The 26,150-nt window shown below is 63.4% G+C and carries 27 protein-coding genes and 1 tRNA gene; 11 read left to right on the top strand and 17 right to left on the bottom strand.

Annotated elements, in window-relative coordinates:
• Positions 1-13: 13 nt before the first annotated feature.
• The 3 genes from ACR65W_RS20685 to ACR65W_RS20695 form a co-directional block, all read right to left on the bottom strand.
• Positions 14-1,291: an alpha-hydroxy acid oxidase gene (locus ACR65W_RS20685; RefSeq protein WP_434500589.1), complete on the bottom strand. Its 1,278-nt coding sequence runs from the start codon at positions 1,289-1,291 to the stop codon at positions 14-16.
• On the bottom strand, positions 1,288-2,229 hold the full coding sequence (locus ACR65W_RS20690) for an SMP-30/gluconolactonase/LRE family protein (protein ID WP_434503097.1): 942 nt from the start codon (positions 2,227-2,229) through the stop codon (positions 1,288-1,290). The genes ACR65W_RS20685 and ACR65W_RS20690 overlap by 4 nt, the downstream gene beginning before the upstream one ends.
• Before the next feature lie 81 nt (positions 2,230-2,310).
• Positions 2,311-3,582, bottom strand: a complete 1,272-nt coding sequence (locus ACR65W_RS20695) for a family 1 glycosylhydrolase (protein ID WP_434500587.1) — start codon at positions 3,580-3,582, stop codon at positions 2,311-2,313.
• 386 nt (positions 3,583-3,968) lie between these two features.
• Between ACR65W_RS20695 and ACR65W_RS20700 the strand changes: the two genes are divergently transcribed.
• Positions 3,969-6,404, top strand: a complete 2,436-nt coding sequence (locus ACR65W_RS20700; RefSeq protein ID WP_434500586.1) for a TonB-dependent receptor — start codon at positions 3,969-3,971, stop codon at positions 6,402-6,404.
• Between the two features lie 261 nt (positions 6,405-6,665).
• A complete protein-coding gene (locus ACR65W_RS20705; RefSeq protein WP_434500585.1) occupies positions 6,666-7,625 on the top strand; it encodes an outer membrane protein in 960 nt (319 codons plus the stop codon).
• A gap of 187 nt (positions 7,626-7,812) precedes the next feature.
• Here the strand turns inward: ACR65W_RS20705 and ACR65W_RS20710 are convergent.
• Positions 7,813-7,890, bottom strand: a tRNA-Pro gene (locus ACR65W_RS20710).
• Positions 7,891-7,939: 49 nt separating this feature from the next.
• Positions 7,940-8,533, bottom strand: coding sequence for a MerR family transcriptional regulator (locus ACR65W_RS20715; protein WP_434500584.1), 594 nt, complete (start codon positions 8,531-8,533; stop codon positions 7,940-7,942).
• Positions 8,534-8,691: 158 nt separating this feature from the next.
• Here ACR65W_RS20715 and ACR65W_RS20720 point away from each other — a divergent pair, with 158 nt between their 5' ends.
• The 4 genes from ACR65W_RS20720 to ACR65W_RS20735 are packed head-to-tail and all read left to right on the top strand — an operon-like array spanning position 8,692 to position 12,130.
• Positions 8,692-9,804 carry a COX15/CtaA family protein gene (locus ACR65W_RS20720; protein WP_434500583.1) on the top strand — a complete coding sequence of 371 codons (1,113 nt, stop codon included), beginning with the start codon at positions 8,692-8,694 and terminating at the stop codon, positions 9,802-9,804.
• Between the two features lie 10 nt (positions 9,805-9,814).
• Positions 9,815-10,738, top strand: coding sequence for a TIGR04222 domain-containing membrane protein (locus ACR65W_RS20725; RefSeq protein WP_434500582.1), 924 nt, complete (start codon positions 9,815-9,817; stop codon positions 10,736-10,738).
• Positions 10,719-11,561: a DUF692 domain-containing protein gene (locus tag ACR65W_RS20730; RefSeq protein ID WP_434500581.1), complete on the top strand. Its 843-nt coding sequence runs from the start codon at positions 10,719-10,721 to the stop codon at positions 11,559-11,561. The genes ACR65W_RS20725 and ACR65W_RS20730 overlap by 20 nt, the downstream gene beginning before the upstream one ends.
• Entirely contained in the window at positions 11,552-12,130 is a 579-nt protein-coding gene (locus tag ACR65W_RS20735) for a hypothetical protein (RefSeq protein ID WP_434500580.1), read from the top strand. The genes ACR65W_RS20730 and ACR65W_RS20735 overlap by 10 nt, the downstream gene beginning before the upstream one ends.
• On the opposite strand, the gene ACR65W_RS20740 is transcribed toward ACR65W_RS20735, so the two are convergent.
• Complete coding sequence (locus tag ACR65W_RS20740) at positions 12,127-12,531, bottom strand: flagellar export protein FliJ (RefSeq protein ID WP_434500579.1); 405 nt, start codon at positions 12,529-12,531, stop codon at positions 12,127-12,129. The two genes, ACR65W_RS20735 and ACR65W_RS20740, sit on opposite strands and share 4 nt — an antisense overlap.
• 175 nt (positions 12,532-12,706) lie before the next feature.
• Here ACR65W_RS20740 and ACR65W_RS20745 point away from each other — a divergent pair, with 175 nt between their 5' ends.
• Positions 12,707-13,180: a cupin domain-containing protein gene (locus ACR65W_RS20745; protein WP_434500578.1), complete on the top strand. Its 474-nt coding sequence runs from the start codon at positions 12,707-12,709 to the stop codon at positions 13,178-13,180.
• Between the two features lies 1 nt (position 13,181).
• On the opposite strand, the gene pqqE is transcribed toward ACR65W_RS20745, so the two are convergent.
• From pqqE to pqqB, 3 genes are read right to left on the bottom strand one after another with little or no spacing between them, the layout of a single operon-like run.
• Positions 13,182-14,654 (bottom strand): pyrroloquinoline quinone biosynthesis protein PqqE, encoded by a 1,473-nt coding sequence (gene pqqE / locus ACR65W_RS20750; RefSeq protein WP_434500577.1) that lies wholly within the window; start codon positions 14,652-14,654, stop codon positions 13,182-13,184.
• The gene (pqqC, locus tag ACR65W_RS20755; RefSeq protein ID WP_434500576.1) at positions 14,647-15,417 is read right to left on the bottom strand and encodes a pyrroloquinoline-quinone synthase PqqC; all 771 of its coding nucleotides are present in this window, start codon (positions 15,415-15,417) and stop codon (positions 14,647-14,649) included. Before pqqC ends, pqqE begins: the two co-directional genes overlap by 8 nt.
• Positions 15,414-16,343 carry a pyrroloquinoline quinone biosynthesis protein PqqB gene (gene pqqB / locus ACR65W_RS20760; RefSeq protein WP_434500575.1) on the bottom strand — a complete coding sequence of 310 codons (930 nt, stop codon included), beginning with the start codon at positions 16,341-16,343 and terminating at the stop codon, positions 15,414-15,416. The genes pqqC and pqqB overlap by 4 nt, the downstream gene beginning before the upstream one ends.
• A 275-nt stretch (positions 16,344-16,618) precedes the next feature.
• On the opposite strand from pqqB, the gene ACR65W_RS20765 reads away from it, so the two are divergent.
• Both ACR65W_RS20765 and ACR65W_RS20770 read left to right on the top strand, forming a co-directional pair.
• Complete coding sequence (locus tag ACR65W_RS20765) at positions 16,619-17,788, top strand: alpha/beta hydrolase (RefSeq protein ID WP_434500574.1); 1,170 nt, start codon at positions 16,619-16,621, stop codon at positions 17,786-17,788.
• Between the two features lie 60 nt (positions 17,789-17,848).
• Positions 17,849-18,067 (top strand): AbrB/MazE/SpoVT family DNA-binding domain-containing protein, encoded by a 219-nt coding sequence (locus tag ACR65W_RS20770; protein ID WP_434500573.1) that lies wholly within the window; start codon positions 17,849-17,851, stop codon positions 18,065-18,067.
• A 22-nt stretch (positions 18,068-18,089) separates the two neighbouring features.
• On the opposite strand, the gene pssA is transcribed toward ACR65W_RS20770, so the two are convergent.
• The 4 genes from pssA to moaC all read right to left on the bottom strand — a co-directional run bounded on the left by pssA (position 18,090) and on the right by moaC (position 21,556).
• Complete coding sequence (gene pssA, locus ACR65W_RS20775) at positions 18,090-18,938, bottom strand: CDP-diacylglycerol--serine O-phosphatidyltransferase (RefSeq protein WP_434500572.1); 849 nt, start codon at positions 18,936-18,938, stop codon at positions 18,090-18,092.
• A 7-nt stretch (positions 18,939-18,945) separates the two neighbouring features.
• Positions 18,946-19,695, bottom strand: coding sequence for a phosphatidylserine decarboxylase (locus tag ACR65W_RS20780; RefSeq protein WP_256035090.1), 750 nt, complete (start codon positions 19,693-19,695; stop codon positions 18,946-18,948).
• Between the two features lie 35 nt (positions 19,696-19,730).
• Positions 19,731-20,933, bottom strand: coding sequence for a molybdopterin molybdotransferase MoeA (locus ACR65W_RS20785; protein ID WP_434500571.1), 1,203 nt, complete (start codon positions 20,931-20,933; stop codon positions 19,731-19,733).
• Positions 20,934-21,076: 143 nt separating this feature from the next.
• Positions 21,077-21,556, bottom strand: a complete 480-nt coding sequence (gene moaC, locus ACR65W_RS20790; RefSeq protein WP_434500570.1) for a cyclic pyranopterin monophosphate synthase MoaC — start codon at positions 21,554-21,556, stop codon at positions 21,077-21,079.
• A 98-nt stretch (positions 21,557-21,654) separates the two neighbouring features.
• On the opposite strand from moaC, the gene ACR65W_RS20795 reads away from it, so the two are divergent.
• Complete coding sequence (locus ACR65W_RS20795; protein ID WP_434500569.1) at positions 21,655-21,855, top strand: type II toxin-antitoxin system HicA family toxin; 201 nt, start codon at positions 21,655-21,657, stop codon at positions 21,853-21,855.
• A 2-nt stretch (positions 21,856-21,857) separates the two neighbouring features.
• Positions 21,858-22,256 (top strand): type II toxin-antitoxin system HicB family antitoxin, encoded by a 399-nt coding sequence (locus ACR65W_RS20800; protein ID WP_434500568.1) that lies wholly within the window; start codon positions 21,858-21,860, stop codon positions 22,254-22,256.
• A gap of 35 nt (positions 22,257-22,291) precedes the next feature.
• On the opposite strand, the gene trpC is transcribed toward ACR65W_RS20800, so the two are convergent.
• The 4 genes from trpC to ACR65W_RS20820 form a co-directional block, all read right to left on the bottom strand.
• Positions 22,292-23,131, bottom strand: a complete 840-nt coding sequence (gene trpC / locus ACR65W_RS20805) for an indole-3-glycerol phosphate synthase TrpC (protein ID WP_434500567.1) — start codon at positions 23,129-23,131, stop codon at positions 22,292-22,294.
• 123 nt (positions 23,132-23,254) lie between these two features.
• On the bottom strand, positions 23,255-24,277 hold the full coding sequence (gene trpD / locus ACR65W_RS20810; protein WP_434500566.1) for an anthranilate phosphoribosyltransferase: 1,023 nt from the start codon (positions 24,275-24,277) through the stop codon (positions 23,255-23,257).
• 70 nt (positions 24,278-24,347) lie between these two features.
• Positions 24,348-24,962, bottom strand: coding sequence for an anthranilate synthase component II (locus ACR65W_RS20815; protein ID WP_018408698.1), 615 nt, complete (start codon positions 24,960-24,962; stop codon positions 24,348-24,350).
• 69 nt (positions 24,963-25,031) lie between these two features.
• Complete coding sequence (locus ACR65W_RS20820; protein WP_434500565.1) at positions 25,032-26,144, bottom strand: site-2 protease family protein; 1,113 nt, start codon at positions 26,142-26,144, stop codon at positions 25,032-25,034.
• Positions 26,145-26,150: the final 6 nt, after the last annotated feature.

Raw genomic sequence — 26,150 nt, forward strand, 5'->3', positions numbered from 1 at the left:
GTTCGCGCTTGGCTCAGCGGGTCAGAAACTCCGGCCCGAGCGCGCTTATGGAAGGAGCCCCCAAGAGGCCAAGATCGCGATCGATCTCCTCGCGCAAAATGTCGATCGCGCGTTCGACGCCGGGTTCGCCCGCCGCCGACAAGCCGTAAAGCGTCGCGCGGCCAAGCAGCACGGCGTCGGCTCCGAGCGCCAGCGCCTTCACCACGTCCGTTCCACGGCGAATGCCGCCGTCCACGATCAGCGCGTTGCCTTTGCGAATAACGCCGCGCGCCGCAGGCAGCGCGTCCAATCCGGAGATCGTCCAATCCAATTGCCGTCCGCCGTGATTGGAGAGAATGACGCCATCGGCGCCGATCGCCATGGCACGCTCGACGTCATGAATATTGAGCAAGCCCTTGATCAGCAGCTTGCGTGGCCAGAGGGCGCGAATCCGCGCCATCTCGTTCCAGTCAAGCGCACGATCCATATTCGCGCGAATCCAGAAGGCGCTCTCGAAAAAGCCCCTATGATCCTTGGGAACGTAATCGATCAGATTGGCGAAAGAGGGCATCCCTTGCCGCAATGTGGTCGCGATCCATTGCGGATGCAGCGCGGCTTCAAGGAGCGAAGCCAGCGAGAGCCGTCCAGGATGCGCGAAACGGCGTTCTTCCCATTCTCGATCGCCGTAAAACTGCGCGTCGATCGTCACGACGAGGGCTTCGCAGCCGGCCTTATCCGCGCGGTTGATCAGATCGTCGCGTATCCAGCGGTCGCCAAAGACGTAGAGCTGCCACCAATGCCGCAGTCCCGGAATCGCGGAGATGTCTTCCATCGGGTCGTTCGACATGCTGCTTTGTATGAAGGGAATGCCGGCCTTTGCCGCGGCGCAGGCCAAGAGCACATCCGCCTTGCTCCAAAATAGTCCGTTCAGGCCGGTCGGCGCGATTGCAAACGGAAGCGGCATGGAGCGGTTCAGCAAGGATACGCTCAGATCGCGATGCGAGACATCGACCAAAGCTCGAGGCAACAGGCGGTAGCTGGCAAGCGCCGCAAGATTGCGCGAGAGGGTCGCCTCTTCTTCCGCCCCGCCTTCCAGATACTCGAGGGCAAAATCCGGCAAGCGGCGATGAGCCATCGCCCTGAGATCATCGATGGTGCGCGCGTGCTCAAGAGCGTGGCCAGCGTAGAACTTGCGTCGTGGCGTCGCCTTCACCGTCGCGGGGCTTGCGTCGAGCCGGGCCGCCGCGGCGCCCGCTTCCACTTGAGATGATGCGCCATTCTCGCGGCGCAGAGCGCGCAACAACGGCTTCATGACGGCGCCTCGTCCGCGAAGAGGTTTGGCGAACGTCCTTCTACGCCGGGCCGACAGCGAAAAATGCCGCCTGCATGAGGCTCCTGCTGTTTTGAAACGCCTTGCGACGCGGAGGTGACATAGAGCGAGCGATAATCTGCGTCTCCGAACGCGCACATCGTCGGTTGACTGACGGGCAGACGAATTTCGCGGTTTATGGCGCCATCTGGCGCGATGCGCACGATGCGTCCGCCGCCATACAGCGCGCTCCAGTAGAAGCCCTCGCTGTCGATCGCGGCGCCGTCGGGCTTTCCGTCCGATCGCTCGAAATGCGCAAAGGCTCGCGGAGACGATAGGGCGCCGCTTTCAATGTCGAAATCAAAAGCCGTCACCGTGCGCGTGGGCGTATCCGCAAGATACATGATGCGATTGTCCGGACTCCACGCCATGCCGTTGGCGATCACCGCACTCGCGGCCGCCGGACTCAGCGCCTGTCCATGAGCAAGAAAATGAATCGGCGCCGCGCCACCGATGGGGCCGGCGGCGCTTGCGCTGCGCTCGCCGGTCGCGCTCGGCAACGGGTCGTATTTCGCGCCAATCCAAAAGCGGCCGCGAGCGTCGCATTTGCCTTCATTGAATCGGTGCGTGAGCGGATTGTAGGGAAGCGCATTGAGCGAGGCGAAACCGCCTTCAAACAGTGAAATCCTTGCAAGTCCCAGCCGCAAGGCGGCGAGAATGTCGCCGCTGCGGCAAAGCGCAAAGGCGCCGATCTGGCATGGCATGACCCACCGCTGGTCCTCGCCGGCGCCGGGATCAAATCTATGTAGAGCAGGCTCTTCGATGTCGATCCAATAGAGGCGCTGCTCGCGCTCGGACCATGTCGGGCTTTCGCCGGTGATCGCGCCCGCGTCATGCACGAGCTCCACCTGCGCAAAATGTTCAAAGCGCGACGTCATCATCTAACTCGAGCCCGATTATTGTCGTGCAGGCGTAGAAGTTAGGGCGGCGCCGGAATCAGTCACCCCGCGAGACCCTGAGGATCAAGCGTGTTCCGACTGCTCCGCTTTGATATTGGGCGTTTGCGAGGGATAAGCGCGCGGACGCCGCGCCAAGGGAACAGTGAGGCACACGCTCTGCGCCGGCAAGACCTCGCGCCAATCCTGGATTAGCTGCTTGTAGGCCTTCCCAACCGGACGCGGCTTTCGGTCGAGATCATATAGACCCAAAGGATTCACATGTCCCCGCTTCTCGCGCAGCGCGATGTCCCAGTCCACTTGATCTGTCAGCGAATACCAAGTGAATCCGACGATTGGCACGCCGCTATTGCGCACGCGTAGAACGTTCGCCCATTCCTTGCGAAGCCAATAAGTCGCTTCGTTTCCGTCCGGGCCTTCGCAGGTGTTTGTCTCCGTGTGCATGACCGGCAGACGATACCGGTCATAATACTGGCGCGTGATTTCATTGTATCCGAAGATTTCACCGCAGGACTCGGTCTTGCCTTTGGCGTCGACCATGTGCTCGTTCCTGCTGTAATAGTCGTTGCCCATAATGCAGTGACTCTTGAGATGTTCGTTCATGAAGAAATCGTACTCCTGGTCGGTCATTCCGTTGTCCGCCAGGAATCGATACATTTCGGAATTCACTCTGTGCCCATAATTGAGATCAAGCGAAAGAAAGCGGCGCTCGTTCAAGATCTCCGCGGGCCCTATGGCTTTGGGGTTGGCGGCATGAAAATATTCCGTTGACTCGCTTTGCACGAAAATCGCGTCCGGCCGCACCGCAAGGATGGCATGCATGGCGAGGACGTTGGCTTTGACGATATGTTTGAGCGCCGTCACGAAACTCCTGTCGCTTTGCAATTGCTCGTTCCACCAGCCATAGGCGGCGGAGAAGGTGGCGCAGACGAACATTTCATTGACGGGCGTATAGAGCTGCACCCAAGGATAGCGCTCGGCGAAGGCTCTCGCGTAACGGGCGAAGAGTTCGGGAAAATCGGGATTTTGAAAGTTCCCGATCCAATCCGGCGCCCCGAAATGACAGAGATCGGCGATGGGGATAATTCCGCGCGCGTCGAGTTCGCCAAAGGTCAGGTCGGCGAACTCCCAATCGAAGCGATTGGGACCCAAAAAGACCTTGTAGAGCGGCGGACCGTATCGCAGGCACCCGATACGAAGCTCGTCCTGAACAAGAGCAAAGTCTTCGCGCCAGCATTGGTAATGCCTGCACGCCTCCATCTCGTCGACGCGCTTGCGGCCGTTATCAATGGTCGGACTGCTGTTTTCGATGCCTGTGCTGAACATGAAATGCGTCATCGTCGGGCTCCTCGAAGAGCGCACACGATGGCTAGCTATAGAGCCTTGCCGGAATTGAAAGCGCTCAGGCGAGAAAAGCTGCTGCGCTCACGTCCCGGCCCCGCTTTGGCGAGCGTCTTGACGAACATTCGATCGCGCTTGCGGCAATGCGCGGCGTGTCTGCGAGGGGCGCTCCCTCAAGACGCGCCGTGATGTTTCTGCATCACTGCCGAGAAAAAGATGCGCCAGAGAATGGCGCGCCATTTCATCGGCTTGCTGAAAAGCAAGTTTGACGCTTACTATCAGCGACGTTCCCGCAGGGCGCGGTTAAGCCGATGATGGCGCGTTCGCGCTCGACTGGCGTGACCCTTCGCAGTAATGGCCCATGTTTGCTGCGGAGTTTGCAAGTGTCATTTCGTTCAGCCTTGGCCTGCGTCCTGACTGCAATATTAGCGGCGGCGCCTCCCTTCACTGCGCTGGCGCAAACCGCGCTTCCCACAATCCAAGTCGGCGCGCATCGGGCCGCCCCGGCGGCGCGTTCCCATGCGTCCGCGCCGGGACGACCCGTCCATGCGCCGCCGCAACCGCCCCGCCCGTCGCCAATTGTCGCCGCGATCGCGCGCCCCGCGCCGCCTGCGGGCCCGACGCCGCCGCCAATCACCGCCTCAAGCGAGAAGTTCTTCACGGGCAAGGAGGTCAACGCGCTTCCCTTCGCGCGCCCCGGCGACGCGCTGGAGATCGTGCCCGGACTCGTCGTCACCCAGCACAGCGGCGAAGGCAAGGCGAATCAGTATTTCCTGCGCGGCTTCAATCTCGACCATGGCACTGATCTCGCGATCTATCTCGACGGCATGCCGCTCAATATGCGCACCCATGGTCATTCGCAGGGTTACGCCGACAGCAATTTCCTGATTCCCGAACTCCTGTCCTACGTCCTCGCCCACAAGGGTCCCTATGACGCGCAGGACGGCGACTTCTCGTCGGCGGGTTCGATCTACATGCAATATAAGGACAGGATCGACAAAGGCTTTTTCCAGCTCACCGGCGGGAGCTTCGCTTATGCGCGCGCGCTCGCCGTCGCGCCTTACCAGGATTTCGCCGGCGGCTCCGCTTATGGCGCGGTCGAAGCGCAATATTACAATGGACCCTGGGAGCGCGGCGACAATATGCGGCGCCTCAACAGCGTGTTGCGCTGGTCGCGCGGCACGCAGGAAGACGGCGCCTCCGTGACCTTCATGGGCTACGCCAACAAATGGTATGGAACGGACCAAATTCCGAGTCGCGCGGTCAGCGCCGGGTTGCTGTCGCTATGGGGCACGATGGACCCAACCGCCGGCGGCGCGACCTCGCGCTTCTCGCTCTCGTCGCGCTGGAGTCAGATTGACGGCGATCACGCCACGCGCGTCGAAGCCTATGTCGTCCATTCGACCTTGGACCTCTACAGCACTTACACCTATTTCCTGGCGCATCAGAATTTGGGCGACCAGATCCGTCAGTTCGACGATCGCACGGTCGTCGGCGTTAACGCGCAGCATGCGATCAGATGGGCCGATGTGAATGGCGCGCCGGTCGAGACCCGCGTCGGCTTTCAGGGCCGCTACGACGACATTCGTCTAGGATTGCAGGAGAGCGTCCGTCGACAGCTCTATGACACGCTCAGCAACAATGCCGTCGGCGAAGGCAGCATCGGCCTTTGGACCGATACGGCCGTGCGCTGGACGCCCTGGCTGAAGACTGTCGCGGGGGCGCGCTTCGACTATTACAACGCCGCTGTAAGCTCCCGCCAGACGCTATTGGACGCGCCAAAACTCGCGGCGAGCGCCGGCCTGCCGGCCTTCCTACTCACGGGACCGTTCAATCAGGGCGTCAAGAATGCGTCGCTGTTCAGCCCGAAGCTCTCGATCATCGTCGGCCCGTTCTACAAGACGGAATTCTACGCCAATTACGGCGAAGGCTTCCATTCGACCGACGCGCGGGGAACGGTGCTGCGATTCTCGACGGCTGAACTCGCGGACAATGACGGCTTCGTTCAGGCGGCCTCGATTCCGCTGCTGGTGAAATCACGCGGCGCCGAGATTGGCGCCCGCACGAAATTCATCGAAGGGCTCGATTCCAGCATCAGCCTGTTCTGGCTCAATCTCGAATCGGAGAACCAGTTTGTCGGCGATAGCGGCACGACGATCTTCGGTCGCCCCAGTCGCAGATATGGCCTCGAACTCGCCAACAAATACGCCCCGAACAGCTGGATCAGATTTGACGGCGATGTGGCGCTCGTGCAGGCGCGCTACCGCGGCGTCGACGTTGCGCAGACTCTGGCGTGGCTCGATTTGATGACGCCTGACGCATTGCCCTATGGAACATATCTCGGCAATGCGCCCGGCAATTATCTGTCGAACGCCATCGCGGTGACGGCGATGGGCGGATTGGAGATCGGCGAGGCGACAGGCTGGTTCGGCGCGCTGAAATATCGCTATTTCGGCGCCAGGGCGCTAACCGAAGATGGCTATTTCAATTCCCCGGCGACCGGCTCGCTGAACGCGCGACTGGGCTATCGATGGGCGGATGGCTGGCGATTGCAGTTCGACGCCTTCAACGTTTTCAACTCTCGCTCCGACCAGATCACATTTGCCTATGGCTCGCTCCTGCCAAGCGACCCTCTTTACGCGCAATGCGTCGCCGGCGTCGCTCCCACCCAGGTTTGCGGCGTCGGCGTCATGGACCGCCATCTTAAGCCGCTCGAGCCCGCGGCTGTGCGCGTGACGCTGAGCGGACCGCTTAACTTCGATGCTTCGTTCTCCGGTCTGCCCGATCGCGCGGGGCTTTGCTCGCAGTTGCCGAACTGATCGCCGCCGGTCCCGCCCTCCGCGATGCGCCGGTTCCACACGTCAGCGACGCCTTCAGAGCGAAGATCGGCGATTGAACGCAGCCAGGCCCCAACCGTGGATGTGACGGCAGGGCGCCGTTGTGTGGCGCCTCTGCCACAGTAACGCCGCAAGTGGAGGGGGGTGGGCTGAATAACCCTCATTCGGTTTGACTGCCCAAGCGCTGGCGGATTTTCATCGCTTTGGTTCGAGGCAAGGCTCAATCCGATTCGGGGAAGACAAATGAACAAGGCAGCTGTCACCGTTTTGGCCTTGACGCTGGCGGCCGGATCGGCCATAGCCGCCGACCTTCCGTCCTTCAAGGCGCCGCCGCTAGCCCCGCCGCCGCCGCCGCTGTGGACGGGTTTTTATGTCGGCCTGAACGCCGGCGGCACATGGTCAAGCAGCAACAGCACTCGGCTTGGCTCGTCTCCGCTCTGGGTGTCGAGAGATAATCCGGGTCCGAATCCGTCCGCTCCGGCCGATTACTCTGTGACTGCCGCGCTTGGCGCGTCAGGCGTCGTCTCGTCGGGCAATTCCAGCGGTTTCATCGGAGGCGGCCAAATTGGCTACAATTGGCAGGCTGGCTTCGGAGGGTATTCTTTCGTATTCGGCGTCGAGGCTGACATCCAAGGCATTGCGAACGGCGGCGGCGGCAACAATAGTTCCTGGACCAATATTCCAGCAACGGGAGCCAATGTCCTGAACGATTCGGTTCTGACGGCCGTATCCATCCGTAAGAACCTGGATTACTTGGGCACCGTGCGCGGACGTCTCGGCTATCTGATCACCCCAACGTTGCTTGTTTACGGAACGGGCGGTTTGGCCTACGGCGGCGTCAATTTTAACGTCAGCGGCTGGCAGGCAGTACTTCCCGTTCGTGCGTCCTGGCCGTCGAGTGGTTTTGGAGGCGGCGCATATTCGGATACGCGGGTCGGATGGACGGCGGGTGGCGGTCTGGAATGGATGTTCATGCCGAATTGGAGCGCCAAAGTTGAGTATCTCTACTACGACCTTGGTTCGGTTCAGATGGCCGCGGGCGTGACCGCTCAGTTTTATGACGGCAGTCTCGGCGGACCTCCCGCAGGCTTGAAATGGCTGAACGCCACGCAAGCGCGCGCCAATTACAATGGCAATCTCGTTCGCGCTGGCGTTAATTATCATTTCAACTGGGGCGCCCCTCCAGTCGTCGCCAAATACTGAACCGCTAAGTTCACCTTCCATCGCGAATCGAAGCCCGGCCGGCGACGTCCGGGCTTTTTTCGCGCCGGAGGGGCGGGAACGGGGAAAGGGTGCTACAGCGGCTTAAATCCCTCGTGAATCCCCAGCTGTGTAGAGTCCGAGCCCTTGCCGTCCGCAATTGTCCATTATCGGATTTATTTTCGGAAAATGGTCGGAGTGGCGGGATTCGAACCCACGACCCCTTGTCCCCCAGACAAGTGCGCTAACCGGGCTGCGCTACACTCCGACTGGGGCCGTTATAGTGACGCGGCGCGGCGCTGGCAACGCCCGGCTCGCTATCGCCTCGTCAGTCTGAGCAGGCGTTTGCATTCCTCGATCTCGGCCAGAACCTCGCGCAGGATGCGCGTTTGCGGCGCGGCAAGAGCGCGCGGTTCGCTGTGGGCCGAAGGCGGCGCAAAAGGCTCGTCAACTTCGACGATGGGAGCCGCGTCCGGGGCCTCGATTCCCGCCAGATTTGGATTTTGCGCGCGCAGAACGGCGAGGTCGTCGGCCGAGAGGGCGGCGTCCGTCTCGTCTTCGTCTCGCGCTGACCCGATTCGTCCCTCGCTCCCGCCCGGACGGAAAGGGGAGGGAGCCCCGGGCAGGTCCCCTTGGCGGCGCCCGGCGCCCGCCAGGACCGCCTCGACGCCAGCCTCCTTGAGGATGCGCTGCACGCCCTTGATCGTATAGCCTTCGTCGTAGAGCAGGCGGCGGATCGCGATCACCAGTTCGATGTCGCGCTCCCGGTAGAAGCGCCGCCCGCCGGCGCGCTTAAGAGGATTGATCTGCTTGAAACGGGTTTCCCAGAAGCGCAGCACATGCGCGGGAAGGTCGAGGCTCGCCGCGACCTCGCCGATCGTGCGCATCGCTTCTTCGCTCTTGCCCGACACCTGACCCCTCGACTCAAGCCGCGCTATTCTAGCATCTGCAGCGGCGCAGTTTTCAGCCAAATTAGGCAGATCCGCCGGAGACGGCCGCCGGGTGTGGACAAGCGAGGGCCGCATCCCTTAACTGGCCCCGTCATCCGCCTCCCAACCCTCGGCGTCTCATGGAAGATTGGCTGCACTTTCCCCAACCGGTTCCGGCGATCAGACACCATGCGACCGCGGCGAACGCCTTGGCGGTGCGCAACTGGCTGTGGCTCGTCGCGGGGCTGGTCTTTTTGATGGTCATCGTCGGCGGCGCGACCCGGTTGACCGAATCGGGCCTCTCCATCGTGCAATGGAAGCCTGTCACCGGCGTGCTGCCGCCGCTGTCCCAGCAGGAGTGGCAGGAGGCGTTCGAGGCATACAAGCAGATTCCGCAATATCGGGAATTGTTCCCGGACATGGACGTCGCCGGGTTCAAATACATTTACGCCTGGGAATGGGCGCATCGTCTTCTCGGACGCCTGATCGGCGTCGTTTTCGCCGTCCCGCTCATATGGTTTTGGGCGACCGGCCGCCTGCCGCGTTCGACGAAGCCGAAGCTTGTCGGCATTCTCGCGCTCGGGGCGCTCCAAGGCGGCGTCGGCTGGTGGATGGTCGCATCCGGCCTCGTCAACCGCATTGAGGTGGCGCAGGAGCGCCTCGCGATCCACCTGCTGCTCGCCGCGCTGATCTTCTCCGCCTGTTTATGGGTGGCTGGCGGCCTCGGGCCGCGCGCCGTTTCTCTCGTGCACGAGGGGGCAGGTCGGCTGAAGGCGGTCGCGCTGACGATCCTGACTTTTGTGTTTCTGCAGATTTTTGTCGGCGGCCTCGTTGCTGGATTGCGGGCGGGCCTCGTCAACAACACTTGGCCGCTGATGGACGGCGTCTTCATTCCTCCGGCCGACGTCTTGTGGCGATTGGAGCCCTTCTGGACCAATCTCGTCGACAACCCGGTCACCGTCCAATTCTTCCATCGCATGATCGCCTATCTGATCTTCGCTCTGGCGCTCGGGCATCTTCTGGACGCGTGGATGAACGCGGAAGGGCGCGCGCGCCGCGGCGCCACGATCCTGTTCGGCCATGTGCTCATGCAGATCGCGCTTGGCGTTGCGACGTTGGTGCTCGTCGAGCCGCCCTTCGCCGGCTCGCCGCATCTGGCGCTGGCGCTCGCGCATCAGGCGATCGGCATGGCGGTGCTGGCGGTCGCGACGCTGCAGGCGCGACGGCTTGTGCAAGACGTGATCACGAACTGAGGCGGTTGGCGTGCAGAATATTGCGATCCTTAATCTTCCCGGGCCAGAATTTCTCAATGTCTTCGGCCTCGTCGTCATCCTCGTGCTGGCGACCACTTACCTTTGCATTCGGCTTGCGGATCGCACCGATCGCCGCCCGCCGCCGCCGGTGCCGCAGAGCCCCGACGCGATGGAGGTCGCCTTCCTGCAGGGCGGCGTCAATCAGGTCATCCGAACGTTGATCTATGATCTTGCGCAGCGCGGCTTCGTCGTCCTCGCTGCGGAGGATCACATGATTCCTACAGACAAGCAGCCGGAGCCGGGCGAACTCAACGCCATGGAGACGCGCCTGCTCGAAGCCGTGCAGACGAAGCCGAAGGCGCATGCGCTGTTCGAAGATCGCGGCTTGCGGCGCTGGCTGCTGGAGCAGCTCGCGCCGCTACGCGCCAAACTCGCCGCGGAGGAGCTGATCAAGCCCAAGTCCGTGAAGATCTGGCGCCGGCGCGCGCAGATCGGCGGAACGCTGATCATCGTCGGCCTGGCGCTTGCCAAGATCTATGTGGAATGGACAGCGGGCGCCGTGAATGTCGCCTATCTGGTCTTTCTCGCAGCTGCGTCTGTCGCATCGCTTTTCGCGCTTGCCTATGTGCTGACCAGAACCCATGCCAGCCGTCGCGGCCACGCCTATCTCGACGCGATGCGGCTTGCCTATGGCAGCCGTCTGAAGGAGGCTGTCGGTCACATCGGATCGCCCGGACCCGAAGCGCGCGCGTTCCACGGCGCCGCGCTGTTTCTCATCGGCCTTTATGGATTCGCGCCGCTCAAAGGCACGACGGAAGCAATGTTCGCCGAAGCCTTCAGTCGCGGCTCGGGAAGCGATGGCTCCGATTGCGGAACAAGCTGCGGCGGCAGTTGCGGCGACGGCGGAGCGAGCGATGGTGGCGTCCGCGATTGACGCGCCGGCCCTGGGGTCCGGACTTGGCTACCGTCCGCAGTTTCGCGCCGATCTCTTCGCGCGACGGGAGGATGTCGATTTTGTCGAGATCATCGCCGATCATTATCTCGACGCATCAAAAGAAAAGCTCGCTGAACTCGAGCTATTAAGAGCGCATTTCCCGCTCGTCGCGCATGGTCTCGATCTCTCGATCGGAAGCGCGGACGGCGTCGACTCATGCTATCTCGATAAAGTCGCCGCGCTGATCGAACGCATCGATCCGCCCTGGTGGAGCGAACATCTTTGCTTCACGCGCGCGGGCGGAATCAGCATCGGCCATCTTGCGTCTCTGCCCTATACGCGCGAAGCGGTCGACGTCGTCGCGCGCAATATCGAAGTTGTGCGCAGGCGCATCAAGACCCCGCTGATCTTGGAAAACATCACTTGCGTGGTGCGCATTCCAGGCGGCGAAATGGACGAAGCTGAATTTTTGTGGCGTACGCTGGAGGCGACCGGATGCGGTTGGCTGTGCGACGTCGCCAACATGCATGTGAATGCGACGAATTTCGGCGTCGATCTCGAACGCGACTTCGAGCGCTGGCCATGGGACAGGCTCGTGCAAATCCACTACGCCGGCGGACGCCAGCGAGACGGCCTGCTGATCGACAGCCATGACGCCGCGACGAGCGATGCGGTTTGGCGGCTCTATGATCGTGTTGTCGCCCGTGCGCCGGTCAAGGCGGTCATTCTCGAGCGCGACGAGAAATTGCCGCCGTTCGGCGAACTCATCGATGAAGTGGCGCGTGCGCGACGAACGCTCGTGGAGAACGGGCGATGGCGTTAGCGCAGACGCAGGCGCTGCTCGCGCGCCTGTTCACCGACGGTGATCTGCGGCGGGAGTTCTTCGAAGCGCCGATCGCCGTCGCGACGCGCTTTGGCCTGAGCATGCGTGATACGCAGCGCCTCGCCGGAATCGACCGTCGCGAAATCGAAGCTTTTGCGCAGAGCCTGATCGGCAAACGCGCGCTTTATGCGCGCAGGGCGCTGCCGCTCACGGCGCGCGCATTGGGCGATCGTTTCGATGCGCTTTTCCGCCAGGCGATCCGCGGCGCCGCGCGAGAGGCGACAGATCGCTCGGACGCGGCGGCGCTGACTGCATTTCTCGATCGGCGTGTCGCAAGGTGCGAATTGGAGCCGCCCTGGGTCGCCGACCTCGCGCGTTTCGAATTGGCCTTCATCGATGCCGGGCGTTCCGGCGCGGCGCTTTTTTTCCGAGCGTTCGACTTCGATATCGTGTCGATCACGAACGCTCTCGCGAAGGGCGTAGGCGTGAGCGCCGTTCGCCGAAGAACGTTTGGCGTTTGGGCGCGCGCGCCGCGAGGCCGGCTGCGCTGGCGGCTATTTCAGCCTTAAGCCCTGCGCAAAACTTCCGGCATTTCGGCGTGGCGCCGCTCGGCGACGACATCAACCATGCGCTCGGCGCCGCGATCCCGCGCTTCCTGGTTTTGCGCCTTGGCGAAGTCTTCGCTGGCTTCCTTGAACTGCGTTTCGGCCTCTTCGAGTTGCCCGCGCAGTTCCGTGATCGACGCAACGATGTTGTCGCGTCGCGAGCGCGCCGCCCGCGCATAGGTCGGATAAGCGAAATGATTGGGATCGTCGATGTTGGCGCGCCGCTCTTCCTGACCGATTTCACGCTCGAGCTCATTGGCCATGCGCGTGAATTCGCCAATCATTGCATTCAATTGGATGACGCGCCGACGTTTTTCCTCGGCCTGGAACCGTTTGAGACGGACAAGCGTATCCCGCGACTTCATGCGACAAGCTCCATTACGCAACTTATGCGAAACAAATCCTTAACTCCGCGAGACAAGGCTTAATATGCCCGGTGGAAGTTGCTCGTTTGTTACCGAAATCGAATTTTTGAATTCTTCGCCTCTGTGTGTCTTCGGCGCACTATCTCAAGCGAGGGGCGCTTTGGAGGCCCAAGCTATGCGAAATCTTGCTGCAGTTCTTGCGGGCGCGGCCATAAGCCTCGCAGCTCCCATCGCCGTAATGGCGGAAGCTCCAGGCTTCGTGTTCTCGCAAGACAAACTCGAATGGCAGGCAGGTCCGCCGGAACTGCCGGGCGGCGCTGAAGTCGCGATGCTGTTCGGCAATCCGATGCAAGGCGGACCGTATATCCTGCGCATGCGCGCGCCGAAGGGATATAAGATAGGGCCGCACAAGCACAGCGGAATCGAAACCATGACCGTCTTGACGGGCGCTGTCCGCTACGGTCAGGGAAATCCGCTCGAATCGAACGCCGAGAAGACGCTTTCCGCCGGCGGCTTTGCGGCGACGCCCGCGGAAGCGGGCCATTGGTTGAGCTTCGACGACGACACGGTGATACAAGTGACCGGCGTCGGCCCCTGGAACATCACCTATCTTGATCCGCGCGACGATCCTCGCGCGGCTCAGCGGTAGATCACACGGGCTCCTTGGCGCGCGCCGTCGACGCCGCGGCGCCGCCATAGCGGCGGTAGACAAAGTCCGGCGCCGCGATATGCGATTCGACTTCGGCGTAAGCGGCGAAGCGCGCATGGTCCGGCGACAGATGGCAGGCGGGGTCTGTCGCTGCCGCATCGCCGGCGATCGCGAACGCCTGACAGCGGCAGCCGCCGAAATCGATTTCGCGGCGCTCGCAAGAACGACAGGGCTCCTTCATCCAGTCCGTGCCGCGGAAGGCGTTGAAGGCCGCGCCATGTCGCCAGATGTCGCCGAGCGGTCTCTCGCGCACATTGTCGAAGGTGAGTCCCGGCAAGGTCTGCGCGGCGTGGCAGGGCAGGGCCTTGCCGGATGGCGTCACCGCCATGATCGAACGCCCCCAGCCGCCGGTGCAGGCCTTCGGCCGCGTCGCGTAATGATCGTGGATGACGAAATCGAAATTGAGCACGCCGGCGAGACGCTTCTTCGCCGCGTCGACGATGCCGACCGTTTCCATGAAGGCTTCGCGCGTCGGGATGAGCGCGGCGCGGTTCATCTGCGCCCAGGCGTAATATTGAATATGCGCGATCTCGATGCGCTGTGCGTCGACCTCGACGGCGAAGTCGATGATCTGCGGCAGATGCGTGATGTTCTGGCGGTGCATCGGCGCATTGATCGTCAGTCCCATGCCGAATTCGCGCGTCCATCGCGCGACGTCGCGCTTCTTGGCGACGCCGCCCTGATAGCCCGAGATTCGGTCGGCGCTCTCAGAAACGACGTCCTGAATGGAGACCTGCACATGATCGAGGCCGATCTCGGCGAGACGCTGCAGCCGCTCGCGCGTAAGCAGAACGGCGGAGGTGACGAGATTGGTGTAGAGTCCCGCGTCGACCGCGTGCGCGAGTATCTCTTCAAGATCGCGTCGCACAGTCGGTTCGCCGCCGGAAAGATGCAGCTGCAGCGCGCCGATCGACGCCGCCTGACGGAAGGTCTCGCCCCATTCATCGGCGGTGAGTTCCGTATTCGAGCGCTCCAGTTCAAGCGGATTGGAGCAATAGGGACATTGCAGCGGGCAGCGATGGGTCAGCTCGGCGAGCAGCCCCGCGGGTCCGCCCGCGAATGGCGCGATCGACGCGGCGAAGGCGGACGGCGGCGGCGCCGCAAATTCGTCGGTTCCGTCGCGCAGCAGCCGCTTGTCGGCGAGCCCCTGCAGCAGCGCGGTAACGTCGCGCGTGATAACGTCGAGCGGCGCGGAATATTGCTGTGCGAGGCGCGCGCAAAGATCGGCGAGGCGCGTCGCGCCATCAATCGCGCGCAGCACGATGAGCCCAATCGGATCGAGTTCATAGGCGCGCTCGGGCGCGAGAATAACCGTTCGAGACCGCGCGCGGTCTTCATGCAGCCGCGCGTAGCGCGTGAAGGCCGGACGCGAGTCCGGGCCGATCACGAACCGCGCGGCCTGCGCCTCAGACACTGGCTTCTCCTGGCCGCCATGCGCCGGGCGGGATCAGCCCGGGCGTGACGTAGGCGTGATGTAATGCGTCAAGCTGCGCCCACAAGACGTCGCATTTGAACCGCACGGCGCCGACGCAGGCTTCCTGTTCGGCGCGCGTCCTGGCGTTATCGAGCACATAGCCGAGCGCAAACTCCGAATCGCGCGGCGCCTGCGTCAGTCGGCGCTTGAAATAGGCCATCACCTGGTCGTCAACGAAATCGTAATTTTCCAGCATTCCGACGATGCGTTCGCGATGGATCGACGGCGCGAAGAGTTCGGTCAGCGAAGATGCGACCGCAACGACGAGCGGCTGCTCGACGACAAAGCGCACATAGGCTTCAACGGCGAATTTCGTCGCGGGCAGGGCGCCGCGCCGAGAGGTCACGTAATCGCGCGAGAAGCCGAGCGCGTCCGTCAGCACGAGCCATCGCTCGATGCCGCCGCCTTCTTCGCCGAGGCCGTCATGATCGTGGATGCGATGTATCCACTCGCGGCGCAGCTCGCGATCATGGACGCGGCTCATGAAGGCGGCGTCCTTGCGCGGCACCGCCTCCTGGTAGCAGTAGCGGTTCAGCGCCCAGGCGGCGACCTGCTCCTTCTTGAGCTTGCCGCCGTGCAGCAATTTATGAAACTCATGCTTATCGTGATAGCGCTCGGCGCCGACGGCGCGAATCGAGGCTTCGAATTCGTCACGGGCGAGCGGCGCGGCGCCGCGCCAATCAATGGCTACGATCTCGTTCACAGGTCGACCTCCATGCCATCCTCGCCGATTTCCCAGCCGGCCGCTTGAGCGATCGCATATTCGTCCGAGAATTCGTTGAGCAGAGGATTGGAATTGTTGATGTGCACATAGATTTTGCGCTTTACGTCGAGCGGTTCAAACGCGGCGATGGAGCCGTCGGCGCCGCTGACATTGATATGACCCATGCGCGAACCGGTCTTGCCGAGCAGGCCTTGCTCGATCATCTCGTTTTCGTGGAAAAGCGTGCCGTCGAAGAACACCAGCTTGGCGCCCCGAAGCCGCTCAGCGAGATCCGCGTCAACCTTGGCGCATCCGGGAATGTAAAAGAATGAGTCGCCAGTTCCGGTTTCGATGATCTCAAGCCCCAGCGTGTCGCCGGCGCTCGTGCCGAAATTCGGCGCGTTGGCGTTCTCGAGATAGAGCGCGATCTTGCCCGGAACGGGAAAGGCGCGGATCGCGAGCCCAAGATCAATGCCCGCTCCGGTGACAGGCGTCGCTTTCTCTGTGTGCAGCTCAATGCGGGGCACGAGCTGCGTCTGCAGGATCGTGAAAATCGGATTGGCGCCGAGCGCATCGAGAACGCGTCCTGCGGCGTAGAGGCTGAACGGCTGCGCTTCTCGCATGTTGAGAAGACCCGCGACATGGTCCACGTCGCCATTTGTCAGCGCGACCGCCTTGATCGGGCTCGCGCGCAGACCGTCATCGGGAGCGGGAGCAAGCTCGGGCGCGGCGGCAATTTGCTGGCGCAGATCAGGCGAGGCGTTGAGGAGCAGCCAGTCGGCGCCGTTGACGCTCACCGCCAATGACGACTGTGTGCGCGGCAAAAAGCCGGGCGCTCCGGCGCGGACAGCCCGGCAATTGGCGCAGTTGCAGTTCCATTGCGGGAAGCCGCCGCCGGCGCCCGACCCCAAGATTCTGATCCGCATTGGCTTTTCGACATAGCGGGCGCGCCGCCACGTCGGATCTCCCTGAGTGTTATTTTCCTAGCACTATGCGCAGGCGACCCACATTCGCGCAAGTGCGACCGATTTGCGCGGGCTACATGAAATGTCGAGATTTTTTCCCTGTTGCGGCGGGCGTCTCGCCCCGGTTTCGTCGCTTTCCCAGGTCACAAGAGGGAACGGTGAGGCCAAGGCGCCTCAGGTCGAAGCGCGCCGCTGAGGATTCAGTTCCGAGCAGGCGCTGGATCGAGCCAACCAATTTGCGCACTCATGGAAAAGAAACGCTGACGCGCTTAAGCGCGCTCTTGATCGCGGCGTCGCTTGCCGGCTGCGTGTCGGACGGCATGCGCATGGTCGACGGCCACGTCGGCAACGCCGTCTCTCTTGTCTCTGGAGCCCAGGGGGAGCCGTCAAATGTCGCGATTTTCGTCGCTTCGACGCGGCGTTCCGAAGGCGCGACAGACGACGGCCGCGCGCATTTTTCACTAACCTCGATTGGCGTCCCGCTCAACCATCGTGCGGGAAGCCTTGAGCGTCCAAGCTTCGGCGGCGCCGATCGGCGTCGGCATTTCACCGTGCTGTCGAAGCGCAACATGGATGAGCGGGAGTTCTACGGCGAAGTCGCCTCGCATGTCTCGGGGCGCATCGGCAATTCGCGCGACGTGCTGCTTTACGTGCACGGCTTCAACACGGGAGTCGAGGAGGCGCGATATCGTCTGGCGCAGATTGTCGCCGACGGACGCTTCTCCGGCGTTCCCGCGCTTTTTACCTGGAATTCCCGAGGCGGGCTGTTCAATTATGAGTCCGACAAGGAGGCGGCGACGGTCTCACGCGACGCGCTTGAGAAGTTCGTCCTCGAACTGTCGCGCACGCCGGGCGTCGGCCGCATCCATGTGCTCGCCCATTCGATGGGCGCGTGGCTGACGATGGAGACGCTGCGCGGCGTCGCGCAGTCCGGCCATCCGGATCTCGACGGCAAACTTGGCGAGGTCATGCTGGCCGCGCCCGACATCGATCTCAATGTTTTCCGCCAACAGCTCGCGCGCGTCGATCCTCGGCATGTGTCGATCTTCGTCGCCAACAATGATCGCGCGCTGTCGCTCGCGTCGCGCATCGCCGGCGACCGTCCGCGCCTGGGCGCGATGAATCCCACCAATCCTGAAGACAAGTCGGAGCTCGATCGATTGGGCGTCGCCGTGCACGATATTTCGTCGTTCTCGACCGACTTCGTCGGCCACGGCGCATTCGCCGAAGCGCCCGACGTGGTGCGAAAGATCGGCGCGCAACTGTCGACGCCGCGCCCGGGGGAGGCCGAGACGCAGGCCGTGATCGATGCGCGCGGAAGCGAGGCGGAGCCGGACCGCGCCTCAGCGCCCGTCAATCAAAAGGTCGAGAGCCAGCCGCTGGCGCCGCTCGCCGCCGCTCGGTGAGCTTGATTTCGAACGGCCTAAGTCAATTTCTGACTTGATGACTATCGACGATGGTTGCTTATGAAAAACTCCGACGCCGTCACTCTCTCCGCAAAATTTCAGATCTCGATCCCAAAAGCGGTTTGCGAGGCGCACAAATGGCAGCCCGGCCAGGAGTTCGCCTTCATCCCCAAAGGATCTGGCGTGCTGCTTGTTCCCGCGCCTGAACGCGATCAACTGGCAGGGATTGCGCAAGGAGCTGGGCGGGAAAACTACCGCGACCGTGCAGATCGCTTTTGACGTTAGCGCTTACTGTCTGTGCTTACTGTGACGCCTCTTTCGGCGCCGCCGCCTTTTCCGCCTCGGCTTTTGCGAGACGGTTGTAACGCCGCACGCTGAACGGAATAGCGGCGAGGAACGCCACGCTCAATACGGCTAGAAGCTCCATCGGATAGATTGCGAGCAGCAGCGCCGTGACGCCCACGCCGAACAGCACGGGGATGACCAGATCGCGCGGTATGCGCCCGATGCGCTTGCCGGAGAAATGCGGAATGCGGCTCGCCATCAGGAAGGCGATGCCGAGCACATAGACGATGTAAAACGGCGTCATCGCCTTCGATGCCGGCAGCTCCAAAACGGAGAAATGCAGATAGAGCGGCAGCAACACCGTCACGGCGCCGGCGGGCGCCGGCATGCCGACAAAGAATTCGGCGTGCCAGGCGGGCTTCGTCGGATCGTCCATCGTCACATTGAAGCGGGCGAGCCGTAGTGCGCCAGCGATGGCGAAGACGAGCACGGCGAACCAGCCGAGGCCTTTGATCTCGTGCAGCGTCCACAGATACAGCAGCAGGCCGGGCGCGACGCCGAAATCGACGAAATCCGAAAGCGAGTCGAGCTCCGCCCCGAAGCGCGACGTGCCCTTGATGGCGCGCGCCAAGCGGCCGTCCAGCCCGTCGAGCACCGCCGCGGCCATCACCGCCGTCACGGCCGTTTCAAATCGTCCTTCGATTCCATAGCGGATCGCCGTCAGCCCCATACATAGGGCGAGCAGCGTCACGAGATTGGGAAGAACGATGCGCAACGGAATGTTGCGAAATCGCAGCCGACGCTGTTCGGAGGGCGTCAGCACGCCCTCTTGCGAATCACGCCCAGAGAAGAACGGATCGGCCATGGCGTGTTCAACCCGCCTTGAATGTCAGTGCGGCGACGCCGGCGGTCATGTCGGCGAGTATGGTCTCGCCGGCGATGGCCCGAGACCCGACAGCCACCATGGGCCGTGCCGATGACGGCATATAGACGTCGACGCGCGATCCAAAACGAATGAGGCCAAAACGGTCGCCGACGCCGATCTGCTCGCCTTCCTTGACGAATCCGACGATGCGCCGCGCGACGAGTCCTGCGATCTGCACCACCCCAAAGCGCCCTGACGGCGCTTCGATGACCATGCCGCTGCGTTCATTGTCGTCGCTGGCCTTGTCGAGGTCGGCGTTGAGAAACAGGCCCGGCTTATAAGCGATTCTCGAGATGCGGCCGGTGATCGGCGCACGGTTCACATGCACGTCAAAGACGCTCATGAACACGGAGATGCGCTGCATCGGCTCGGCCCCGAGCCCGAGTTCGGCCGGCGGCAGAAAGAAGCCAACCGCGCTGACGACGCCGTCCGCGGGCGAGATGACGAGCCCTTCCCGCAGCGGCGTCACCCGCGGCGGATTGCGGAAGAAATACGCGCACCAGGCGGTGGCGATGAAGCCCATCCAGCCGAGCGTCGGCGATAGCCAATCAAGCAGGAAGGAAACGGCGGCGAAACCGGCGATGAAGACGTAGCCTTCCGGATGGATCGGGACGAGCGACTTACGGACGGAATCGATGATCGACATGCGGGCCTGCTTTCGTGGCGGGCTGATCAGCGCGCGCGTTTCCTTTGCCATGTTGCGGCGCCAAAGTCACGGACGCGCGGCATGGATCATGGCAGCCGAAGGATGCGGCAGGGGTCGCCTTTCTTCAGGGGCGGCGCGCCTGGCTCGCGGATCAGCAGCGCTTGCGATTGCGCCAGCTCGGTGAGCAGCGAAGAATCCTGCAGCGGCTGCGGCGTTGCGACGAAGCGGCCATTTTCGTCCAGGGCGAGCCGCGCGCGCATATAGTCGCGCCGCCCCTTGTTGGCGGGAAGATCGGCGCCAGCAATCGCCGTCTCGGTCCGATCGGCGCCGGCGTCCGGATCGCCCTGTAGGGCGCGCAGGAGCGGCGCGAGAAAGACCAGCGCGCAGATGAAGGACGCGACCGGATTGCCGGGAAGGCCGAGGATGTGGGAGTCGCCCAGAGCGCCATGGATCAGGGGCTTGCCCGGCCGCATCGCGATTTTCCAGAAATCGAGCGACATGCCCTGCCGCGCCAGCGCCGGACGCAGCAGATCGCGGTCGCCGACCGACGCGCCGCCGAGCGTCACCAGAACGTCGGCGCGCGCCTCGCGGGCAAGGCCAATGCCGCGTTCGAGTGCCGCGAGATCGTCGCGGAAGATGCCGAGGTCGACAACTTCGGCGCCGGCGTCTTCGGCGATGGCGGCGACCGCCAGATTGTTGCAGGAGATGATCTGCGAGGGGCCGGGCTCGGCGCCCGGCGGCACGAGTTCGTCGCCCGAAGCGATGATCGCCACGCGCGGGCGCCGCGCGACTGGAATTGCAGCGTGATTCATCGCCGCGGCGAGCGCGAGTTCGGCCGGGCCGAGGCGCACGCCGGCGACAAGCGCGACCGCGCCTTCGCGAAAGTCGAGGCCAGCTCCGCGAATATGCGGGCCGGGCGGGGCGCCTGCCGTCAACGCGCCGTCGGCGACGACAGCGTCTTCCTGCAGCAATATGGCGTCGGCGCCCTCCGGGACCGGCGCGCCGGTGAAGATGCGCACGGCTTCACCCGCCTGGAGCGCCGCTCCATAGCCGCGGCCTGCGGCGCTTTCGCCGACGATGCGCAGCGGCCCGGAGGCGAGGTCAGCGGCGCGCAGCGCGAAGCCGTCCATGGCCGAGACGGCGACGGGCGGCTGGCTGCGGCGGGCGACAAGGTCGGCGGCCAGCGTGCGGCCGCGCGCCCGCGCCAGCGGCGTCGATTCTTCGCCAAGGCGTGAAGCCCCAGCGAGCACCCGCGCAAGGGCGTCGGGAACGGAAAGAAGCTTATCCACGCGAAAATCTATCCCCGGTTCGCGACGCGGCGGTAAATGAAAGCGCAGAGGCTCTCGGCCGCGAGCGCGGCCAGTACGATCACCGTCGCAAGCGCCGCGTCAATGTCGACGCTTGGATAAGCGATGGCGCCGCCCAAGTCGAACTATTCGCCGCGTCGCCAGTCGCCCGACTTGCCGCCGCGCTTTTCGACGAGTTCGACGCCTTCGATGCGCATGCCGCGATCGGCCGCCTTCAGCATATCGTAGATCGTCAGACAGGCGATCGAAACGGCCGTCAGCGCCTCCATCTCGACGCCGGTCCTGCCAGTGACAGAGGCTTCGGCCAGCACGCGCAGGCCGGGCAGCGCGTCATCGGGCGTGATCTCGACCGAGACGCTCGACAGGGGCAGAGGATGGCAGAGCGGAATGAGGTCGCTCGTCTTCTTGGCCGCCATGATCCCCGCAACGCGAGCGACGCCGAACACATCGCCTTTCTTGGCCTGACCTTCGACGGCGAGACGCAGAGTTTCGCGCGCCATCACCACATGGCCGCGGGCAAGCGCCACGCGCGACGTCTCGGCCTTCGCCGACACGTCGACCATATGCGCTTCTCCGGCGGCGGAGAGGTGGGTGAGTTTGGTCATCGCTCGCGTTTTGCGCTTTTGGCGGGTTCGAGGCAAGGTTAGATCACATTGATAATCGCTCAGTCGTGTGTATAATAGTGCGCATTACAGGGTGATTTATGGCAAAGGTCGAAACCAATGCCCGTAAAATCGTCGCGCGACTGGAAAGGGACGGCTGGATAAACATCGGTGGCGGAAGCCATGACCGTTTCGTCAACGAAAAGCGGCCCGGCGTCATGATCACTGTGCCACGCCATCGGCAATTGACGCTCGGAACCGCGCGGTCCATCGCTAAGGCCGCCGGATGGATGGAACAATAGGAATGACGCATTTCGTTGGAGTGATCGACGGCGCCGGAAAGAATTGGGGCGTGCGTTTTCCGGACGTGGACGGTTGCGTCGGCGTCGGCGCGACGCCGGAAGAGGCGATCGCCAGCGCGACGGAGGCGCTGCGCGAAGTGATGAGCTACAAGCATGGCGGCGGGTTCAAGATCAATAAGGCGCGAACGCTTACGCAAATTCTTGCATCCGGCGAAGTCGCGCCGGGAGAGACGACTGTGCTCATTCCGCTGCTGCTCGACTCCGGCCGCGTCGTGCGCGCCAATCTGACCTTCGACGCGGGGCTACTTGAATCGATCGATGCGGCGGCGAAGAATCGTGGCCTCACGCGCTCGGCCTTTCTTGCGAGCGCAGCGCGGGAAAAGATTGAGGCGGGGAGGTAACTAAATTCACCGCTCACGTTGGCGGCGCGCGCACCTTACGCCCCTGCCGTTGACCTTGCTGGGTCAGATTTGGGATTTCCTGCCGAGCCTTGCAGGAGTTCGCGCGCGGCCGCTTCCACGTCATGTTTGCGCATCAGGCTTTCACCTACGAGAAAGGTGAAGATGTGCGATTTTTCGAGGCGCACGCAGTCGTCATGCATCGTGATGCCGCTTTCGGCGACGATAATCTTGTCGCGCGGAATCTTCTCGGCGAGCCTCTCGCTGACTTCGAGCGACACTTTGAAGTCGCGCAGATCGCGATTGTTCACCCCAATCAGACGCGTCTCCAGCGCCAGGGCGCGATCGAGCTCCCGCTCGTCATGCACTTCGACGAGCACGTCCATGCGCAGATCATGCGCGGCCGTGTTCAGCGCCTTCGCTTCGTCGTCGTCGACGGCGGCCATGATGATCAGGATGCAATCGGCGCCGTAAGCGCGCGCCTCATAGACCTGATAGGGATCGAACATGAAATCCTTGCGGAGCGCCGGCAGATGCGTCGCCTTTCGCGCGGCTTCGAGATCTTCGAGCCTGCCCTTGAACGAGGGCGTGTCGGTGAGCACTGAAAGACAGGCCGCGCCGGCGGCTTCATAGGCGCGCGCCAATTTTGGCGGATCGAAGTCTGGGCGAATGATTCCCTTGGATGGGCTCGCCTTCTTGATCTCGGCGATGAGCGCGATACGACGCTCGTTCAGTTTCTGCTCGATCGCATGGACAAAGCCGCGCGGCGGATCATGATCGCGCACGTTGCGCTCGAGCGTCGCGAAGGGCATGCGCACCTTGGCCTCGGAAATCTCGGTGCGCTTATAAGCTTCGATCTTTCTTAGGATGTCGGTCATCTTCTCGCCTACGGCGGGCGGGCCGCGACCGCCATCGCTCGAATTCGTTCCGCCGACTGCCGGCTGCACATGAATAGCCGATAAACGGGCGTAATCCTATCCCGATCGAAAGGCGAAGGCCGATCAGCCGTCTCGATGGGAGCAGTGAATCAGCGCGTCGAGCTTATCCCGCGCCGCGCCGGAATCGAGCGCCGCCTCGGCGAGCGCCGCGCCTTCGCGCACATTTGCGGCGCGCCCGGCGACGACCAGCGCCACGCCGGCGTTGAGGACGGCGACGTCGCGGTAGGGGTTCTTCGCGCCCTCCAGAACGGCGCGCAGGGCTCTTGCGTTATGCGCCGCGTCGCCGCCGACAAGCGCCTGAATCGTCGCGCGGGGCAATCCGGCCTCCTCCGGCGAGAGGTCAAAGCTGCGGATCTCGCCGTCTTCCAGCGCGACGACATGGGTCACGCCCGTCGTCGTCGCCTCATCCAGTCCGTCGTCGCCATGCAGCAACCAGACGCGCTTTGCGCCGAGCTCGCGAAGCGCGCGGGCCAAAGGTTCGAGCCAGTCGCGGGAGAAGACCCCGATCGTCTGCCGCTCGACCCGCGCGGGGTTACACAGAGGGCCAAGCAAATTGAAGATCGTGCGCACGCCCAGCTCGCTTCTCACCGGCGCGGCGTGGCGCATGGCCGGATGGTGCGTCGTCGCGGCCATGAAGCAGATTCCGGCGTCTTGAAGAGATGCGGCGGCGGCGGCTGGCGAAACGCCGACCCTGACGCCGAGTTCGCCGAGCACGTCGGACGAACCCGAAAGCGACGAAGCCGCCTTGCCGCCATGTTTGGCGACGATCGCGCCGGCGGCTGCGGCGATGATCGCGGCAAGAGTGGAAATATTGTAAGTGCCGGCGCCGTCCCCGCCGGTTCCGACGATGTCGATTGCGCCGGCCGGCGCTTCGACCGGCGTCATCGCGGCGCGCATCGCCTCCGCGGCCCCGATGATCTCATCAATCGTCTCGCCGCGCAGTCGCAGGCCGATGAGAAAGGCCCCAAGCTGCGCCGGCGTCACTTCGCCACCAAAAATCAGAGAAAACGCCGCTCTCGCTTCGTCACGGGCGAGGGGCGCGCCGGAGACCAGCGCGGCGATGTAGGATTTGAAATCCTCGCTCACTGCAGTTCAGCGCCGTTGCGCAAGGGCAGGGCCGCCGGCCGACGGGCGCAGGCGAGCTTGGAAGCGGCCCTCACGCCGCCTTCTCACGCCGGCGGGGGCCCTCGTTCCACTCCCGAGCGAGATCGAGGAAATTTTGTAAAATCTTGTGGCCGTGCTGCGAGGTGATGCTCTCGGGATGGAACTGCACGCCATGCGTTGGAAGCGTCTTATGCGACAGCGCCATGATGAGGCCGTCCGGCGTCTCGGCCGTCACCCGCAGGCAGTCGGGAAGGGTGTCGCGGCTGACGATCAGCGAGTGGTAGCGCGTCGCCTGGAATGGCCCTTCGATGCCGCGAAACACGGCGTCGCCGTGGTGGAGAATGGTGGCCATCTTGCCGTGGATCGGCAGCGGCGCCCGAATGACGTCGCCGCCAAACACCTCTCCGATCGACTGATGGCCGAGGCAGACGCCGAAAATCGGCACGGTCTCGGCTGCGGCTGAGATCAGCTCCATGCAGATGCCCGCTTCATGCGGCGTGCAGGGGCCCGGCGACAGCACGATCGCGTCGGGTCCGCCGGCTAGCACTTCGGCGACCGAAACGGCGTCGTTTCGGTGCACGGTGACGTTCGCGCCCAACTGGCCAAAATAGTGAACCAGGTTGAAGGTGAAGCTGTCGTAGTTGTCGATAAGCGTGACGTTGGACATTGGGCTGCTGTCCAGCCTCCTGGCGCGGGTTTGACCGGTTTTGAGAGTGCAATAGGCCGGGCGGCTGGCTTAAGCAACCGTCGGACGGCTGTCGTCCCGCGGCGAGAAGCGCCAGTCCGGCCGAACATCTTTGATCATCATGATCTCGGCCAGCGACTGGCGGGTCAGGAGACCCAAGAACCGCCCCTCCTCGTCGGTGACGCCGACCGTCTCTCCCCCAGTAAGCTTAGGCAGGACGGCGTCGATGCTCTCGCGACCATCGATCGTCTCAGGCTCCTGGCGAACGAAAGGCGCGATCGGCGCGCCGGGTTCGGAAGCCCGCAAGGCTTCGATGATGTTGGTGCGGGACAGGAAGCCGCTGAGCCGGCGCGAGGCGTCCACGACTGGGAATTCGTCCTGAGACGTGGCCAAAAGGATGTCCACCGCTTCGCGCACGCTTGCGCTGCGTTCGATCACGGCGATGCGCGTCTCCATGGCGTCGGCGGCCTTCAGGCCACGCGCGGCCTCGGACATCGACGTCATCTGCGCTTCGCCCGCCGCCGCGATATAGACGAAAATCGCGATGAACAGCAGCAGTGGATTTCCGAACAGGCCGAGAAAGCCGAGGAGGAAGGCGAAGCCCTGACCGATCTGCGCAGCGATGCGCGTCGCACGGCCCTGGCCAATCCAGATCGACAGCGCCGCCCGCAGCACGCGGCCGCCGTCCATGGGAAAGGCCGGGATCAAGTTGAACGCCGCAAGAAAGATATTCACCGCCGCCAGACGCTTCAGAAGATTGACGGATGGGTCGCTGATCTGGATCCCGTCGGATACGTCGACAGCGCCAAGAAACAGGATCAGCAAAGCCGCAATGACGAGATTGACCGCCGGACCCGCGAGCGCGATCAGCAGCTCCTGGCGGGGCTTGTCGGGCATTTTTTCCATGTCGGCGACGCCGCCGATCGGCAGCAGCGTGATCACCGGCGAGACGATGCCATAGCGCCGCGCCGTCAAGATGTGGCCGAATTCATGCAACACGACGCAGATAAAGATCGCGACGATGAACAGGACGCTGTCGCGCGCTGCGACGGCGCCGCCGCGCTGGTAGGCCGCAAAGCCAATCCAGCCCAGGAGCAGCAGGAAGGTGACGTGAATGCGCACGGCGGTTCCCATGAAGGAGCCGATCGTGAGGGACCATCGCATTTGAGC

The organism is Methylocystis sp. (assembly GCF_051062815.1).
GTDB lineage: Bacteria > Pseudomonadota > Alphaproteobacteria > Rhizobiales > Beijerinckiaceae > Methylocystis.